Source organism: Comamonas sp. 26 (assembly GCF_002754475.1).
In the GTDB taxonomy this organism is placed as follows: Bacteria; Pseudomonadota; Gammaproteobacteria; order Burkholderiales; family Burkholderiaceae_C; genus Comamonas.
Genome location: NZ_PEFL01000002.1, coordinates 201,781 through 218,878 on the forward strand (window position 1 = coordinate 201,781; position 17,098 = coordinate 218,878).

General features: G+C 60.2%; 13 protein-coding genes. 12 read left to right on the top strand and 1 reads right to left on the bottom strand.

What is annotated here, in order from left to right; translation table 11 throughout:
* Nucleotides 1–58: 58 nt before the first annotated feature.
* A complete protein-coding gene (dnaJ, locus tag CLU84_RS15520; protein ID WP_099738200.1) occupies nucleotides 59–1,198 on the top strand; it encodes a molecular chaperone DnaJ in 1,140 nt (379 codons plus the stop codon).
* Nucleotides 1,199–1,282: 84 nt separating this feature from the next.
* Here dnaJ and CLU84_RS15525 read toward each other — a convergent pair whose 3' ends face one another.
* On the bottom strand, nucleotides 1,283–2,623 hold the full coding sequence (locus CLU84_RS15525) for an SEL1-like repeat protein (protein ID WP_099738201.1): 1,341 nt from the start codon (nucleotides 2,621–2,623) through the stop codon (nucleotides 1,283–1,285).
* A 350-nt stretch (nucleotides 2,624–2,973) separates the two neighbouring features.
* Between CLU84_RS15525 and CLU84_RS15530 the strand changes: the two genes are divergently transcribed.
* The 11 genes from CLU84_RS15530 (at nucleotide 2,974) to accD (ending at nucleotide 17,080) form a co-directional block, all read left to right on the top strand.
* On the top strand, nucleotides 2,974–3,942 hold the full coding sequence (locus tag CLU84_RS15530) for a LysR family transcriptional regulator (protein ID WP_099738202.1): 969 nt from the start codon (nucleotides 2,974–2,976) through the stop codon (nucleotides 3,940–3,942).
* Between the two features lie 64 nt (nucleotides 3,943–4,006).
* Nucleotides 4,007–5,428, top strand: coding sequence for a 3-isopropylmalate dehydratase large subunit (gene leuC, locus CLU84_RS15535; RefSeq protein WP_099738203.1), 1,422 nt, complete (start codon nucleotides 4,007–4,009; stop codon nucleotides 5,426–5,428).
* A gap of 32 nt (nucleotides 5,429–5,460) precedes the next feature.
* Nucleotides 5,461–6,117, top strand: coding sequence for a 3-isopropylmalate dehydratase small subunit (gene leuD, locus CLU84_RS15540; protein ID WP_099738204.1), 657 nt, complete (start codon nucleotides 5,461–5,463; stop codon nucleotides 6,115–6,117).
* 281 nt (nucleotides 6,118–6,398) lie between these two features.
* Nucleotides 6,399–7,472 carry a 3-isopropylmalate dehydrogenase gene (leuB, locus tag CLU84_RS15545; RefSeq protein WP_099738205.1) on the top strand — a complete coding sequence of 358 codons (1,074 nt, stop codon included), beginning with the start codon at nucleotides 6,399–6,401 and terminating at the stop codon, nucleotides 7,470–7,472.
* Between the two features lie 504 nt (nucleotides 7,473–7,976).
* Nucleotides 7,977–9,089 carry an aspartate-semialdehyde dehydrogenase gene (gene asd / locus CLU84_RS15550; RefSeq protein ID WP_099738206.1) on the top strand — a complete coding sequence of 371 codons (1,113 nt, stop codon included), beginning with the start codon at nucleotides 7,977–7,979 and terminating at the stop codon, nucleotides 9,087–9,089.
* Nucleotides 9,090–9,458: 369 nt separating this feature from the next.
* Nucleotides 9,459–12,329: a FimV/HubP family polar landmark protein gene (locus CLU84_RS15555; protein WP_099738207.1), complete on the top strand. Its 2,871-nt coding sequence runs from the start codon at nucleotides 9,459–9,461 to the stop codon at nucleotides 12,327–12,329.
* Between the two features lie 40 nt (nucleotides 12,330–12,369).
* Nucleotides 12,370–13,221, top strand: a complete 852-nt coding sequence (gene truA / locus CLU84_RS15560) for a tRNA pseudouridine(38-40) synthase TruA (RefSeq protein ID WP_099738208.1) — start codon at nucleotides 12,370–12,372, stop codon at nucleotides 13,219–13,221.
* Nucleotides 13,218–13,991: a phosphoribosylanthranilate isomerase gene (locus CLU84_RS15565; protein WP_199173787.1), complete on the top strand. Its 774-nt coding sequence runs from the start codon at nucleotides 13,218–13,220 to the stop codon at nucleotides 13,989–13,991. The genes truA and CLU84_RS15565 overlap by 4 nt, the downstream gene beginning before the upstream one ends.
* A complete protein-coding gene (gene trpB / locus CLU84_RS15570) occupies nucleotides 13,916–15,211 on the top strand; it encodes a tryptophan synthase subunit beta (RefSeq protein ID WP_099738209.1) in 1,296 nt (431 codons plus the stop codon). The genes CLU84_RS15565 and trpB overlap by 76 nt, the downstream gene beginning before the upstream one ends.
* Nucleotides 15,208–16,017: a tryptophan synthase subunit alpha gene (gene trpA / locus CLU84_RS15575; protein WP_099738210.1), complete on the top strand. Its 810-nt coding sequence runs from the start codon at nucleotides 15,208–15,210 to the stop codon at nucleotides 16,015–16,017. The genes trpB and trpA overlap by 4 nt, the downstream gene beginning before the upstream one ends.
* A 187-nt stretch (nucleotides 16,018–16,204) precedes the next feature.
* The gene (accD, locus tag CLU84_RS15580) at nucleotides 16,205–17,080 is read left to right on the top strand and encodes an acetyl-CoA carboxylase, carboxyltransferase subunit beta (protein WP_099738211.1); all 876 of its coding nucleotides are present in this window, start codon (nucleotides 16,205–16,207) and stop codon (nucleotides 17,078–17,080) included.
* Nucleotides 17,081–17,098 lie beyond the last annotated feature (18 nt).

The window sequence follows — 17,098 nt, forward strand, 5'->3', positions numbered from 1 at the left end:
CGCTGGCTCTGAAAAGAGCTAGCGCGGCGTTCTTGTTCTATCCGACCGGAACCCCCACATGTCCAAACGTGACTACTACGAAGTTCTGTGCGTTGTCAAAAGCGCCACGGACGACGAAATCAAAAAATCCTATCGCAAGCTGGCGATGAAGTTCCACCCTGACCGCAATCAGGGTGAAAAGGCCAAGGAAGCTGAAGAAAAGTTCAAGGAGGTCAAAGAGGCCTACGAAATGCTTTCCGACAGCCAAAAGCGCGCCGCCTATGACCAGTACGGTCACGCTGGCGTGGACCCCAACCGCGGCATGGGCAGCGGTGAAGGCTTTGGCGGCGGCTTTGCCGAAGCCTTTGGCGACATCTTTGGTGACATGTTCAACGGCGGCGGCGGTGGCCGTGGTGGTCGCGGTGGCCGTCAGGTCTATCGCGGCAACGACCTCAGCTATTCCATGGAAGTCACCCTGGAAGAAGCGGCCAAGGGCAAGGATGCCCAGATCCGCATCCCCAGCTGGGACAGCTGCGATACCTGCCACGGCAACGGCGCCAAGCCCGGCACCAGCACCAAGACCTGCACCACCTGTAACGGCATGGGCACGGTTCAGATGCGCCAGGGCTTCTTCAGCGTGCAGCAATCCTGCCCGCACTGCCGCGGCACGGGCAAGATCATCCCCGAGCCCTGCACATCCTGCGGCGGCCAAGGCAAGGTCAAGCGCCAGAAGACGCTGGAAGTCAAGATCCCTGCGGGTATCGACGACGGCATGCGCATTCGCTCGGCAGGCAACGGCGAGCCCGGCACGAATGGCGGCCCGGCAGGTGACCTGTATATCGAGATTCGCGTCAAAGACCACGACATCTTCGAGCGCGACGGTGACGACCTGCACTGCAATGTGCCCGTGAGCTTCATCACCGCTGCCCTGGGCGGCGAGATTGAAGTGCCGACACTGCAAGGCAAGGCGGCCATCGACATTCCTGAAGGCACTCAGGCCGGCAAGCAGTTCCGTCTGCGCGGCAAGGGTATCAAGGGCATTCGCTCCAGCTACCCCGGCGACCTGTACTGCCACATCGTGGTAGAAACACCCGTCAAGCTCACAGAGCACCAGCGCAAGTTGCTCAAGGAGCTGGACGAGTCCTTGAAAAAGGGCGGCTCCAAGCACTCGCCCAGCGGCGAAAGCTGGACAGATCGCCTGAAAAGCTTCTTCAGCTAAGCACTGAAGCCACAAAAAAGCCCACCGGCCTTCGTCGGTGGGCTTTTTTCATGGCGCTTGAGAGCTGCGCCGCCTGAAAGCGCCTTAGCTCTGCGGCTTCCAGTTACGCACCTCACGCTGCACACGCACCTTGTCTGCCGGAGTCAGCTCCTGCTCCAGCGTTTCCACACGGCTTTGCACAGAAGCATCTTTGGCCTGCGCCAGCAGCAGCCAGTAATAAGCCTTGCTCACATCTTTGCGGACGCCTTGCCCACTGATGTACATGGCAGCCAGATTAGTCTGCGCCAGCGTATAGCCTTGCTTGGCTGCCTGCTCGAACCAGCGCGCGGCCGTCGATGCATCCTTGCTCACGCCCTGCCCGTTGGCATACAAAAACCCAAGTGACGACTGCGCTGCGGCATTACCTTGCGCGGCTGACTTTTCCAGCCACTGCGCGGCGCGCGGCAGGTCTTGCGGCACCAGAGCGCCCACGGCATAAATCATGCCGGCGTTGTACTGCGCGTCCGCATGGCCTTTGCCTGCAGCCTGCTCAAACCAGCGCAGCGCAGCCACGCCATCTTCCTTGGTGCCCCGACCGCTGGCCAGCATCACACCCAGACTGTATTGACCGGCAGCGTCACCACTTTGCGCCGAGCGCTCAAACCATCGCACGGCCTGCGCCTCATCCTTGGTCACGCCACGGCCTTCGGCGTACATCAGGCCCAGATTGTTCTGGGCAATGCCATCGCCCAGATCAGAAGCCTTGCGATACCAGTACACGGCCTGCGCTTCGTCCTGCGTCACACCCCGGCCATTGGCATACAGCACACCCAGATCGGACTGGGCAGGGGCGTAGCCCTGATCGGCCGACTTGCGATACCACTGCACGGCCAGCGGCAGATCCTGCTTCACGCCCTTGGCAAAACGATAGCGCGAACCCAGTTCGTACTGGGCCTTGGCATCGCCTGACTCGGCTTCGGCACGCAAAGTAGTCAGTTCTCTGGCGTTTTCACCCCGATTGCTAGAACCAGGGGTCGGCACCCAGTGCTCAAGCCCCATGGGGGCAGCCGCTGCAGCGCCGGCAGCAACAGCACCCACTGCGGCAGCCCGGCCAGCCTTGCCTGATTTTTTGCCGCCTGCCTTGCCGCTTGAATGGGCTGCAGACTTGCTAGCCACGTTTTTACCCGGCTTGGCTGCTGCTGCACTCTTGCCACCCTTGGCAGGCGCTGGGGCACTGGATTTGCTGCTTGCCTTGCTTGGCGTCTTACCCTTGGCCATGGCCGGTACAGCAGCGACACCCGCAAAAGCCAGAGCGACGGCCACCAGGCAGGCCTGACTCCAGCCAGCGGCTTTGCGGGACACAGAAGTACGTAACGACGAGCTTAAAGCAGCGGCAGGAAATTCGGGATGCTCGCCCTCGGGCATCGGATTGCGTGGAACTCTCATGACTCTCATTTTTGCAGCAAATAGCCAGGCATTGAACCGGTTTGCTGACTATTCGCCGCAGTGCTCCGGCAAACATAGTGCAGCTTGACAGTTATCACTGAATTTATACAAAAAATAGCCTCTATCCCTTATTCATAAAGCGTTAGCAGCTATCAAAACCAAAGTCATTTCATGCAACCGATGACGCCCGCCGCATCCACCACCATCCAGCCATCGCAAACCAGCAATTGAGGCATCGCCATAATTTACCCATCGCGAAACAAGACATCTCGGCTAAAGATGGATAAAGCGGAATTTATCGGTAAAAATGCTGAAAACTTCTCGAAACGAGAAGACTAAAGTTAGCCCACATGAAGAATTCAGAGCGCAGTTTTGCGCGCCGCATCGATCTCACCTCGCTTCAACTGTTCGTCGCCGTGTGCGAACTGGGAAGCATTGGCCGCGCTGCCGAGCGCGAATTCATTGCCGCCTCCGCCGTCAGCAAGCGCCTGTCCGACCTGGAAGCCACGGTAGACACCGCTCTGCTCTACCGCCACAGCCGCGGCGTGACGCTGACCCCTGCCGGTGAAAGCCTGTTGCACCATGCCCGCAACGTACTGTACGGGCTGGAGCGCATGCAGGGCGAGCTGAGCGAGTACGCCGACGGCGTGCGCGGCCATGTGCGCATGCACGCCAATATGTCGGCCATCGTGCAGTTTCTGCCCGAGGACCTGGGCGCTTTTTCCCGCGAGCACAGCCAGATCAAGATCGACCTGCAGGAGCACCTGAGCCCCGATGTGCTGAGCGCCGTGGCCGAGGGCACGGCCGACATTGGCATTTGCACGCTGGGCACTGGCAAGAGCAGCGAAAGCAACCGCGCCACCATTCAGATCACGCAGGGCAATGTGCCGCTGCAATACCGCACCTATAAAGAAGACCGCCTGGTCGTCGTCGTACCAGAGCGCCATGCGCTGGCGGACCGCGAGAGCGTGGCCTTCACCGAAGTGCTGGAATGGGACATTGTCAGCCTGCACGCAGGCTCTTCCATCAGCCTGGCCATGCGCGCTGCGGCGGCGCAGGCCGGTCACCCGCTGCACCAGCGCATTCAGGTCACAAGCCTGGACGCCATGTGCCGCATGATCGACAACGGCCTGGGCATTGGCCTGCTGCCTGACCGCGCCTTTGAACTGATGCACGGCGTGGGCCACCTGCGCGCCGTACAGCTGACCGACGAATGGGCGCACCGCGAGCTGTGCGTCGTCGCCCGCGACTTTGAAGCGCTGCCTGTGACAACCCGCCTGCTGGTCGATCACCTCTGTCCTGCCAGTGCCAAGGCTTGAAGTCCGCTTCCGGCCTGACCAGAATAAACCACCCAACAAACTCAACTCACGAGAGCAAAGCACCATGGGACGCACCCTCTACGACAAGATTTTTGACGAGCACGTCATTCACACCGAAGAAGACGGCACCTCCATCCTCTATATCGACCGTCATCTGGTGCACGAAGTCACCAGCCCGCAGGCTTTTGAAGGCCTGCGCGAAGCCGGTCGCAAGCTGTGGCGCGTCAGCTCCGTGGTGGCCACTGCCGACCACAACACTCCCACCGACGGCTGGGAGCATGGCTATGACGGCATTGCCGACCCCATCAGCAAAGAGCAAATCGTCACCCTGAACAGCAATATTGCCGAGTTCGGCTCCGCAGCCTTCTTCCCCTTCATGGACAAGGGTCAGGGCATTGTTCACGTGATGGGCCCAGAGCAAGGCGCCACCCTGCCAGGCATGACCGTGGTCTGCGGCGATAGCCACACCTCCACCCACGGCGCTTTCGGCGCACTGGCTCACGGCATCGGCACATCCGAAGTCGAGCACGTGATGGCCACCCAAACGCTGCTGGCCAAGAAGGCCAAGAACATGCTGGTGCAGGTCAACGGCAAGGTGGCACCCGGCGTCACCGCCAAAGACATCGTGCTGGCCATCATCGGCAAGATCGGCACCGCCGGTGGCACGGGCTACACCATTGAATTTGCGGGTGAAGCCATTCGCGACCTGTCCATCGAAGGCCGCATGACCGTGTGCAACATGGCCATCGAAGGCGGCGCACGCGCAGGCCTGGTCGCTGTGGACGACAAGACCATCGCCTACGTCAAGGGCCGCCCTCTGGCCCCCGTGGGCGCCGAATGGGATGCCGCAGTGACTTACTGGAAGACGCTGCACTCCGACGCCGATGCCAAGTTCGACAGCGTGGTCGATCTGAACGCTGCCGACATCGTGCCGCAAGTGACCTGGGGCACCAGCCCTGAAATGGTGCTGGGCGTGGATGCATCCGTGCCCGATCCTGACAAGGAAAAAGACGCCAACAAGCGTGGCGCCATCGAGCGCGCGCTGACCTATATGGCGCTGGAGCCCGGCAAGCCACTGAACGACATTTTCGTGGACAAGGTGTTCATTGGCTCCTGCACCAACAGCCGCATCGAAGACATGCGCGAAGCCGCTGCCATAGTGAAGAAGCTGGGCCAGAAGGTCGCCAAAAACATCAAGCAGGCACTGGTCGTACCCGGCTCTGGCCTGGTCAAAGAACAGGCTGAGCGCGAAGGTCTGGATGTGATCTTCAAGGCCGCAGGCTTTGAATGGCGCGAACCCGGCTGTTCCATGTGCCTTGCCATGAATGCTGACCGCCTGGAGCCCGGCGAGCGCTGCGCATCGACCAGCAACCGCAACTTTGAAGGCCGTCAAGGCGCCGGTGGCCGCACCCACCTGGTCAGCCCCGCCATGGCTGCAGCTGCTGCTATTCACGGCCACTTCGTGGACATCCGCAAGTTCGCTTAAGTCGCCAAGCTTCAAGATTCTGGAATCACGCCATGCAAAAATTCACCGTGCACAAGGGCCTCGTTGCCCCCATGGACCGCGAGAACGTTGACACCGACGCCATCATTCCCAAGCAGTTTCTGAAGTCGATCAAGAAGACCGGCTTCGGCCCCAATCTGTTTGACGAGTGGCGCTATCTGGACCAGCCCGGCCAACCCGGCCAGCCCGAGTCCTCGCGCAAGCCCAACCCCGACTTTGTGCTGAACCAGCCGCGCTACAAAGGTGCCAGCGTGCTGATCGCCCGCCAGAACTTCGGCTGCGGCTCCAGCCGTGAGCACGCACCATGGGCACTGGACCAGTACGGCTTCCGCGCCATTCTGGCCCCCAGCTTTGCCGACATCTTCTTCAACAACAGCTTCAAAAACGGCCTGCTGCCCATCGTGCTGCCCGAGTCCGTGATCGAGCAACTGTTCAATGAAGTGGCGGCCTTCCCCGGCTACGAGCTGACCATTGATCTGGAGCGCCAGGTCATCGTTCGCCCACAAGGCGAAGAAATTCCCTTCGACGTCATCGCCTTCCGCAAATACTGCTTGTTGAGCGGGTTTGACGACATCGGCCTGACCATGCGCCATGCCGACAAGATCAAGACTTTTGAAGCCGAGCGCCTGGCGCAAAAGCCCTGGCTGGCTCACACCCTGATCCAGAAGTAAGCCCCTGAGCCGCTTTGCGGTTTCCCCAAGGGGACGACGGCCTCTGCCGCGAGGCGGCTCATGCTTGTCGTCCCTCACTTGGGTGTGCTTTGGTTCAGGCAATGTCCACACTGGCTTGACCGGCCTCACTCAGTTGAGGGATGTTGAAGAGTTCAGCTTGGCGTACAACTATCAATAAATGAGCTGCTAGCGCCTTTTATCCATGGATTTCAAAGCAAATTCAATATGAAAGCCTTGAATATCAAACACAAGCAGCTATCAAAATTAATCAAAGGAACATCATGAAGATTGCAGTTTTGCCCGGTGATGGCATTGGCCCAGAAATCATTGCCGAAGCCGTCAAGGTGCTCGAGGTCCTGAATCTGGGTCTGGAGATGGAAACCGCTCCTGTAGGCGGCGCTGGCTACGAAGCCGCTGGCCATCCCCTGCCACCCGCCACGCTGAAGCTGGCGCAAGAGGCCGATGCCATTTTGTTCGGTGCCGTTGGCGACTGGAAGTACGACACGCTGGACCGCCCTCTGCGCCCCGAGCAAGCCATTCTGGGCCTGCGCAAGGCACTGGGCCTGTTCGCCAACTTCCGCCCCGCCATCTGCTACAAGGAACTGACCCACGCCTCCAGCCTCAAGCCCGAGCTGGTTGCAGGTCTGGACATCCTCATCATCCGCGAACTGACCGGCGACATCTACTTCGGCGCACCTCGCGGCCGCCGTGTATCGCCCGATGGTCACTTCCCCGGCTCCGAAGAAGCCTTCGACACCATGCGCTACTCGCGCCCCGAGATCGAACGCATTGCCCACGTGGCCTTCCAGGCCGCCCAGAAGCGCGACAAGCGTGTAACCAGCGTGGACAAGTCCAATGTGCTGGAAACATTCCAGCTGTGGAAGGACGTTGTTACTGAAGTCGCCAAGCAGTACCCCGATGTGGCGCTGGACCACATGTACGTGGACAACGCCGCCATGCAACTGGTCAAGGAACCCAAGCGCTTTGACGTGGTGGTCACCGGCAATATGTTCGGCGACATCCTTTCCGACGAGGCATCCATGCTGACCGGCTCCATCGGCATGCTGCCTTCGGCCAGCCTGAACGACAAAAAGCAAGGCCTGTACGAACCCAGCCACGGCTCGGCTCCAGACATTGCTGGCAAGGGCATCGCCAACCCTCTGGCCACCATCCTGAGCGCCGCCATGATGCTGCGCTTTAGCCTGGGCATGGAAGAGGCCGCCCAGAAGATCGAAACTGCTGTGCAAAAGGTACTGGCCGACGGCCTGCGCACCGCCGACATCTACAGCGAAGGCACAACCAAGGTATCGACCAGCCAGATGGGCGATGCGGTGGTCAAGGCGCTGCAAGCCTGATGCGTCAAGGCCTGAGCCCAGTTGGCTCAGGCACCAGCATTCAAGCCGGATGGAAGTGCATCCATCCGGCTGCTTCATAGTAAGTCGCTCAGACCCGCATCCATGCCGGCCAGGTAATACTCGGACTTTCCTGCAAGAGCTGCACCGAGCAGAACGCAGGCCTAGCGCGATATTCAGCGCATAACGCCTTGAAAAATCATTCAACAACCAACAAAACGTCAAAAATTTATTCATTTTTTTGACGAAATGACCAAATAATTCATTGATTCTGACACTCTGAGGTTTCCACTCATTGGCTAGAATCACGACTGTCATGTTTGCCACACGCCCTTTCATCACTGAAACCACAACATCTGCTGCTCAAGCCGGTGTGGACGCGTGCGCAATCACCATTAAGACGATTACAGGCTGACCCAGCCCGGTTCGTCGTGCGCCCCTTCCGGCCAGACGAGCCGGACGAAGCAGTCAAAAGCTACTGTTTTCAATACTGAAAGGGCGTTTCAAATGAGCAAGCAACTAGTGGGTTTGGTGGGCTGGCGCGGCATGGTCGGCTCCGTGCTGATGGATCGTATGCAGGCCGAAGGCGACTTCGCGCTGATCGAGCCCGTGTTCTTCTCCACCTCCAATGCCGGCGGCAAGGCTCCGGCGATGGCTACGGTCCACACCCAGCTCAAGGATGCCAACGACATCGCCGAGCTGTCCAAGTGCGACATCATCATCACCTGCCAGGGCGGCGACTACACCAAGGAAGTATTCCCCCAGATCCGCGCCGCCGGCTGGAACGGCCACTGGATTGACGCGGCGTCTTCGCTGCGCATGGAAGACAACGCCGTCATCGTGCTGGACCCCGTCAACGACGAGCTGATCAAGGCCAAGCTGGCTGCGGGCGGCAAGAACTGGATTGGCGGCAACTGCACCAACTCCATCTTGCTGATGGGTCTGGGCGGTCTGTTCAAGGCGGGTCTGGTGGAATGGGTTTCCTCCATGACCTACCAGGCCGCATCGGGTGGCGGTGCCAACCACATGCGCGAACTGCTCAAGGGCATGGGCGTGGTCCACGCTGCCGTGGCCACAGAGCTGGCAACGCCCGCTTCCGCCATTCTGGAAATCGACCGCAAGGTGGCCATCACCATCCGTGAAGAGGTATCCACCGAATTCTTCGGTGCACCTCTGGCTGGCGGCCTGATCCCCTGGATCGATGTGCAACTGCCTAACGGCCAGTCCAAGGAAGAGTGGAAGGGCCAGGCCGAGGTCAACAAGATTCTGGGCACCGAAGCCACCATCCCCGTGGATGGCCTGTGCGTACGCATTGGTGCCATGCGCTGCCACTCGCTGGCTTTGACATTGAAGCTCAAGAAAGATCTGCCTCTTGAAGAGATCGAAGCGCTGATCAAGGGCGGCAACCCCTGGGTCAAGTTCGTGGCCAACGATCGCGCAGAGACCGTCAAGGAATTGACGCCTGCCGCTACTACCGGTGGTCTGGAAGTCGCAGTGGGCCGCGTGCGCAAGCTGAACATGGGTCCCGAGTACCTGTCGGCTTTCGTAATTGGCGACCAGTTGCTGTGGGGCGCTGCCGAGCCTCTGCGCCGCATGCTGCGCATCTTGCTGGCTGATTAATCTCAGCCTCGATCAAGCCGCAGCGCGGCTTGATCCCGTGAAAAGCGCCATGTCATCCTGATGATGTCTGGCGCTTTTTTTTGTCCAAGCCTTGGGTTAGCTCAGGCTTTTCGGCTTATTCCGCCGAGCAAGGACTGTGAATGAACCTATATTAATTTGCATCTCGTTGCCAATCGACAACAATTGCGCGCCTTGCCATGCATGCTTTTGCTCACAATGCAATAGCGTCGTTGACAATGGAAGCAGTGTCCCCATGTCAATGAGCCGCTCATTGACTGCTGGATTTTTCAATTTACATGTGCACCGCAGCCACAAACCCGGCTAAGAACAAAAAGGGCTGTTGGCTGCACAAATCAAGTTTGATGCCATATGCAACGCTGGAAACTCTCTGCGCTCGCCGCAGCCACCCTCGCTCTGTCTAGCCTTTCGGCCACCGATGCATGGGCATTGGCACTGGGTCGTATCACGGTCCAGTCGGCTCTGGGAGAGCCTTTGCGTGCGGAGGTCGAGATTCCTCAGCTCAGCGCAGCGGAAGCCGACAGCCTGCAAGCTGCGGTGGCATCGCCTGCTGCTTTCCGCGCGCAGGGCATGGAGTACTCGGGTACTGCCAACACTGTTCGCGTCAAGGTGCAAAAACGCTCCAATGGCTCAACTGTGCTGCAACTGAGCAGCTTCCAGCCGGTCAACGATCCCTTTGTGGACCTGGTGATTGATGCCAACTGGGCCTCTGGCAAGCTGCAGCGCAATTACACCTTGCTGCTGGACCCCCCCACGTCGCGCCGCCCCGCACCTGCACCGACAACGGTGGCCCAGGCAGCTCCTGCTGAGATGCCAGCCCGCCCTGCGGTGGTAGCTCGCCGCACATCAGCCCCTGTGGCAGCAGCAGGCCGAGATCTGCGCAATGACCGCGATCTGGACAGCACATCGGCCAAGCCTCAACGCAAGACCGGTACCGCTGCCGCAACGCCTTCCAGCACCAAGGGTGAGGTTCGCGTAAAGGCCGGCGACACCGCTGGCCGCATTGCTGCCGCATACAAGCCTGCCGGCGTTTCTCTGGATCAGATGCTGGTCGCCATGCTGCGCAGCAACCCACAAGCATTCATCAACGGCAACATCAACCGCATGCGCAGTGGTGCCGTGGTTCAGTTGCCCGACGAAGCAACGACTCAGTCCACTTCCGTCAAGGAAGCGCGCCAGATCATGGCGGCCCAGTCGCAGGACTTCAACCAATTTCGCCGCCAACTGGCTGGCGTAGCCCCTGTGGCCACGGTCGAGGCCGCATCGCGCAGCGCATCCGGTCAGGTTCAGGCGCATGTCGAGGATGCCAAGCCCAGCACTGCTGCTCCAGACAAGCTGACCCTGTCCAAGGGCACAGTCAAGGGCACTGCCGCAGACGAACAACTGGCACAGCAAAAGCAGACTGCAGATCAGACAGCTCGCGCTGATGAGCTCAAACGCAATATGGCCGAACTGAGCCAGATTGCTGCCGCCACCAAGCCCGCTGGCAGCCCTGCAGCCACAGCGGGTGCAGCAGCGCCACAAGCCCCGGGCCTGAGCGTGCCCTCCGCAACTACAGCAACCACCAATACGGCAGCAACTGCAGCGCCCCCTGCTGCAGCTACGGCCCCAGCAGAGGCCGCAGCGCCTGAAGCAACCAAGCCCGCCGATGCCGCCAACGCGCCAGCAGAAGGTGGAGAGAAAACCCCAGAAGCTGTGCCCGCAGAAGCAGCGACACAGCCAGCTCCGGTTGTGCCACCCAAACCAGCTCCGGCACCTGTTGCTGCGCCTGAAGAACCCAGCTTTATCGATGGTTTGATGGAAGACCCCACCATTCCTCTGGCCGGTGCAGCCCTGCTCGCATTGCTGCTGGGCTACGGTGGCTATCGAGTCATGCAACGCCGCAAGGCAGCAGCCGCTGGCGCAGACAGCACTTTGGGTGACAGCCAGCTTTCCGCAGACTCCTTTTTTGGAGCCAGCGGTGGCCAGCGCGTGGACACCACGACCAACAGCAGCCAGCTGTCGGCTCAGTCCATGCAGTACTCACCAAGCCAGCTGGACGCCGGTGACGTGGACCCATTGGCCGAGGCTGATGTGTACCTGGCCTATGGCCGCGACCTGCAGGCCGAAGAAATTCTCAAGGAGGCGCTGCGCACTGACCCCAACCGACTGGTTCTGCACCAGAAGCTGGCCGAGATCTATGCCAAACGCCATGACCGCATGGCCTATGCATCGGTCGCCAACAATCTGTACGGACTGACTCAGGGCAAGGGCCCAGAATGGCAACGCTTGGCGGATCAGGGCCGAATCCTCGACTCTGACAACGCGCTGTACCAACCCGGTGGCTCGCCTCAGCCCCACCACTCTGATGCAGCTGCAAGCATGAGCAATGCATTCAGCCCCACCGACCCCGCCTCAGCCCTGACAGCTGGCGCTGCTGCGGTTGCCTTTGGCTCGGCACTGGCTGCTGCCAAGGAAGCCGACCGCGAAGGTCCTCCTACTCAGCCAGCCGGCCTGGACTTCGACATGGACCTGGATCTGCCAGGCGGCCTGTCGCCTGCCGCAGCACCCGTTGCCGCAACGCCAGCAGCACAGCAGCCAAGCGAGCAGGACTTCGCCTCGCTTGCGCAATGGGAAGCGCCTGCTGCAGCCTCAGCCAGCCCTGCACATGCCGCAGACAATGGCCTGAGCCTTGATCTGGATGACCTAGCCTCGTTCAGCCTACCCGCCACTGCATCGCAAGCCCCAGCGCCCGCAGCAGCACCTGTAGCTATGCCTATCGAGCAAGGCTCGCTGAATGCGCTGGAGTTTGACCTCGACAGTTTCACTCTGCCGCTTCAGTCCGTTACTGAAAGCACGGAAGAAAAAGACATTTCCCCCTCTGAACTGGCACCTCACAAAGCTGCGTCAGAGGAAGAAAGTCGCAGTACCGAAGCCATGACCTTGCAGCTGCCGATTGATGCTGGCAGCAGCCCCGCCATCAGTGCCCAAAAAGTCGAACCCACTTTCGACCTGGGTGGCCTGTCGCTGGACCTGGGCATGCCCAACCATGCAGTGAACCTTGACGCCGTCGCATCGCCTGCTGAACCCGAAGACCCGCTGGCAACCAAGCTAGCTTTGGCCGAAGAGTTCAACGCCATCGGCGATAGTGACGGAGCGCGTACACTCATAGAGGAAGTGATCGCCGAAGCTCATGGCGATCTCAAAGCCAAGGCACAAAGCCTGCTCTCTCAGATTGGTTAATTGATTTGATGCGTTTACCCCCAGCGCCGGGAGCCATGCAATGCGCATAGCTCTTGGCGTAAGCTACAACGGTCAGGCCTACCAGGGCTGGCAAAGCCAGTCCTCCGGCAACACCGTACAAGACAAACTCGAAGCGGCCCTGGGCCGCTTTGCTGCTGAAAAAGTGTCCACAATTTGCGCAGGCCGCACCGATGCCGGTGTTCACGGCCTGATGCAAGTCGTGCACTTCGATACTGAACTGGACCGTGCGCCCTACTCCTGGGTGCGCGGCACCAATACCTTTTTGCCTGCCGACATTGCCGTGCAATGGGCGCAGCCCGTGTCTGAAGAATTTCACTCACGCTATTGCGCCACGGGCCGCCGCTATGCCTATGTGCTGATGCAGTCGCCTGTGCGCCCCAGCGTAGAAGCGGGCCGCGTGGGCTGGATGTTCTACCCTCTCGATGGCGAGGCCATGCAAAAGGCCGCACAGTATTTGGTGGGCGAGCATGACTTCTCGTCTTTCCGAGCCTCAGGCTGTCAGGCCAAGACGCCGGTCAAGACTCTGTATGACATACGCGTCACCCGTCGCATGACCAGCGGCGGCTCTCGTGAAGCGGCAGCCAGCTCCATGCGCCCCGGTGATACCGAGCCTATGGAATGCTGCTACTGGCGCTTCGAGTTTGATGGCAGCGCTTTTTTGCACCACATGGTGCGCAACATCATGGGCTGCCTGATTGCCATTGGTCAGGGCCAATATCCACCTGAATGGATGAAAACCGTGCTTGCAGCCCGCTCGCGTGATGCTGCTGCCCCCACTTTTTCGCCAGATGGTCTCTACTTCCTCGGCCCCATTTACGATGGAAAATGGGGCCTACCCACCCGTACGGTGGGCTTTGACTGGTTGCCATGAACCGAACCCGGATCAAGATCTGCGGCCTGACCCGCGAGCAAGATGTAGTCGCGGCAGTCGCGGCTGGTGCTGACGCGATCGGCTTTGTACTCTACGCCAAAAGCCCCCGCGCAGTCACGCTGCAACGCGCGGCAGAGCTGGCCAGGCGCCTGCCGCCGTTTGTCACACCTGTTTTGCTTTTTGTGAATGAATTTGCTAGCAATGTCATAGCTGCTTGCGCAGAAATACCAAACGCTTGCGTGCAATTTCACGGTGATGAATCCCCCGAAGACTGCGAAGCCGCAACCCGGGGCGTGCAACCCTGGCTGCGGGCAGCCCGCATACCCCTAGGGGATGATGCGGCGCATTTTGACCTCGTAGAATACGCACAACGTTATTCAAAAGCCCAGGCCATATTGCTCGACGCCCATGTCGACGGTTATGGCGGCGGCGGAAAAGCATTCAATTGGTCACTTCTGCCAACAAGCGTCGACTCTCACCTCGTTTTGTCTGGTGGACTCACGCCTGCAAACGTGACCGATGGCATCTTGCAAGTACGCCCTCGCGGGCTGTCGCTTGCCATTGATGTGAGCTCGGGCGTCGAGGCCGACGGCCCTGATGGCAAGCCCCTCAAAGGCATCAAGGATGCCCACAAGATTCACCGCTTCATTGCTGCCGTACGCGCAGCTGATGCACAAATTTTGCAGACTGACACATGTTTGAATACCAGTACCCTGACGTCCACGGCCACTTCGGTCGCTACGGAGGCAGCTTCGCCAGCGAAACCCTGACGCACGCTCTTGTCGAGCTGCGTGATGCCTACGCCAAATACCAGAACGACCCTGAGTTCATCGCTGAATTCCAGTCCGAGCTGGCTCACTATGTGGGTCGCCCTTCGCCCGTTTATCACGCAGACCGCATGTCGCGCGAAATGGGTGGCGCTCAGATCTATCTGAAACGTGAAGACCTGAACCACACCGGCGCGCACAAGATCAACAACGTGATTGGCCAGGCCATGCTCGCCAAGCGCATGGGCAAGCCGCGCATCATTGCCGAGACCGGTGCCGGCCAGCATGGCGTGGCAACCGCCACCATCTGCGCGCGCTACGGCCTGGAATGCATCGTTTACATGGGCGCCGAAGACGTGAAGCGCCAAAGCCCCAATGTCTACCGCATGAAGCTGCTGGGCGCCACCGTGGTGCCCGTGGAATCCGGCAGCAAGACCTTGAAGGATGCCCTCAACGAGGCCATGCGCGACTGGGTGGCCAATGTGGACAACACTTTCTACATCATCGGAACGGTGGCGGGTCCGCACCCCTACCCCATGATGGTGCGCGACTTCCAGAAGGTGATTGGCGAAGAGTGCCTGACGCAGATGCCCGAGTTTCTGGGCCCTGACCACCAGCCCGACGCGGTGGTGGCCTGTGTGGGCGGCGGCAGCAATGCCATGGGTATCTTCTACCCCTACATTCCCTTTGAAAACACCCAGCTGATCGGCGTAGAAGCGGCTGGCGAAGGCCTGGAAACCGGCAAGCACTCGGCATCGCTGCAAAAAGGCAGCTCGGGCGTGCTGCACGGCAACCGCACCTTCATCATGCAAGACGACAACGGCCAGATTCTGGAGACCCACTCCATCAGCGCCGGTCTGGACTACCCCGGCGTGGGCCCTGAGCACGCCTGGCTGCAGGAAATCGGTCGCGCCCAGTACGTGGGCATTACCGACACCGAAGCGCTGGACGCCTTCCACTACCTGTGCCGTGCCGAAGGCATCATCCCCGCGCTGGAATCCAGCCATGCCGTGGCCTACGCCATGAAACTGGCCAAGACCATGCGCACCGACCAGTCCATTCTGGTCAGCCTCTCTGGCCGCGGCGATAAGGACATTGGCACCGTTGCCGACTTGTCGGGTGCCGAATATTTTGACCGCCCATCCATGCGCGGCCTCACCGTCAAGGGTGCACCCGGCCACGATGCGGCCAAGCCAGCCGCAGGTGGGAGCAACAAGTTATGAGCCGAATTTCCGACACATTCAGCAAACTCAAGGAAGAAGGCCGCAAGGCGCTGATTCCTTATGTGACAGCTGGTTTCCCCTTTGCAGCCATCACCCCTTCCCTCATGCACGGCATGGTGGAAGCCGGTGCCGACGTGATCGAGCTGGGCGTGCCCTTCTCCGACCCCATGGCCGACGGCCCCACCATCCAGCGTGCGGGTGACAAGGCTATCGCCAACGGCGTGGGCATGGCCCAGGTGCTGGCCTATGTGGCCGAGTTCCGTAAAAAGGACCAGGCCACGCCCGTGGTGCTCATGGGTTATGCCAACCCGGTCGAGCGCTACGACCAGGTTCACGGTGAAGACGCCTTCGTCAATCACGCCTGCGAGTCTGGCGTGGACGGTATCCTCATCGTGGACTACCCACCTGAAGAGTGCGAAGAGTTTGCCGCCAAGCTCAAAGCCCGCGACATGGACCTCATCTTCCTGCTGGCCCCCACCAGCACAGACGAGCGCATGCAGCAAGTGGCTCGCGTGGCCACCGGCTATGTCTACTATGTCTCGCTCAAGGGCGTGACCGGTTCCGGCGCACTCGACACTGCTGCGGTGGAAGCCATGCTGCCCCGCATTCGCAAGCATGTGAACATCCCCGTGGGCGTGGGCTTTGGCATTCGCGATGCCCAGACTGCCCAGACCGTAGGCCAGGTGGCCGATGCCGTCATCATTGGCAGCCGCATCATTGATCTGCTCGACAACCAGCCGCATGAAAAAATCGTGCCTCTGGCAATAGACTTTCTGCGCGGCGTGCGTAAGGCACTCGACGCATAATGCTCCCCTGAAATCAGCCACCCTCTGAGCGGCTTTGCCGCTTCCCCCTAGAAGGGGGACGACAGCCTCGCAGCGGGGCGGCCCTTGCTCGCTGTCCCTGACCGGGATTGCGCCAGTGCCTGCGCCGCGCCGCTCTCATGGGTTGCGGGTGGCGCGCAGTGCAGTGGAAACTGAAAAGGAAACAACCATGTCCTGGCTTGAAAAACTTCTGCCTGCAAAAATCCAGCAGACTAACCCGACGGAACGCCACCAGCAGATTCCCGAAGGTCTGTGGATCAAATGCCCCAGCTGCGAATCCGTTCTGTACAAGACCGATCTGGAAAAGAACCAGAACGTCTGCCCCACCTGCGGTCATCACCACCGCATCGGTGCGCGTGCGCGTCTGAACCATTTCCTCGACGCTGAAGGCCGCTACGAAATCGGCCAGGAAGTCATTCCTGTTGACCCCTTGAAGTTCAAGGACAGCCGCAAGTACCCCGAGCGCCTGAAAGAAGCGCTAGAGAACACCGGCGAGACAGATGCCCTGATCGTCATGGGCGGCTCCGTCAAGAGCATCAACATGGTCGTGGCCTGCTTTGAGTTCGACTTCATGGGCGGCTCCATGGGCTCCGTGGTCGGCGAGCGCTTTGTGCGCGGCGTCGAAACCGCTATTGAGCAAAAAGTGCCCTTCGTCTGCTTCACGGCCACCGGTGGTGCCCGTATGCAGGAAGGCCTGCTCTCGCTAATGCAAATGGCCAAGACCAATGCGGCGCTGACCCGCCTGGCCAAGAAGGGCCTGCCCTATATCTCCGTGCTGACCGACCCCACCATGGGCGGCGTGTCTGCCGGCTTCGCCTTTGTGGGCGATATTGTGATTGCAGAACCCAAGGCCCTGATCGGCTTTGCCGGCCCCCGCGTGATCGAGACCACGGTACGCGTGAAGCTGCCTGAAGGCTTCCAGCGTGCCGAGTTCCTGCAGGAAAAGGGCGCTGTGGACATGATTGTCGACCGCCGCGAACTGCGCGACCGCATCTCCAGTTCGCTGGCTATGCTGCAACGCTTGCCTGCTGACGCAGTGGAATAAGCCACTTCGCTATCAAAA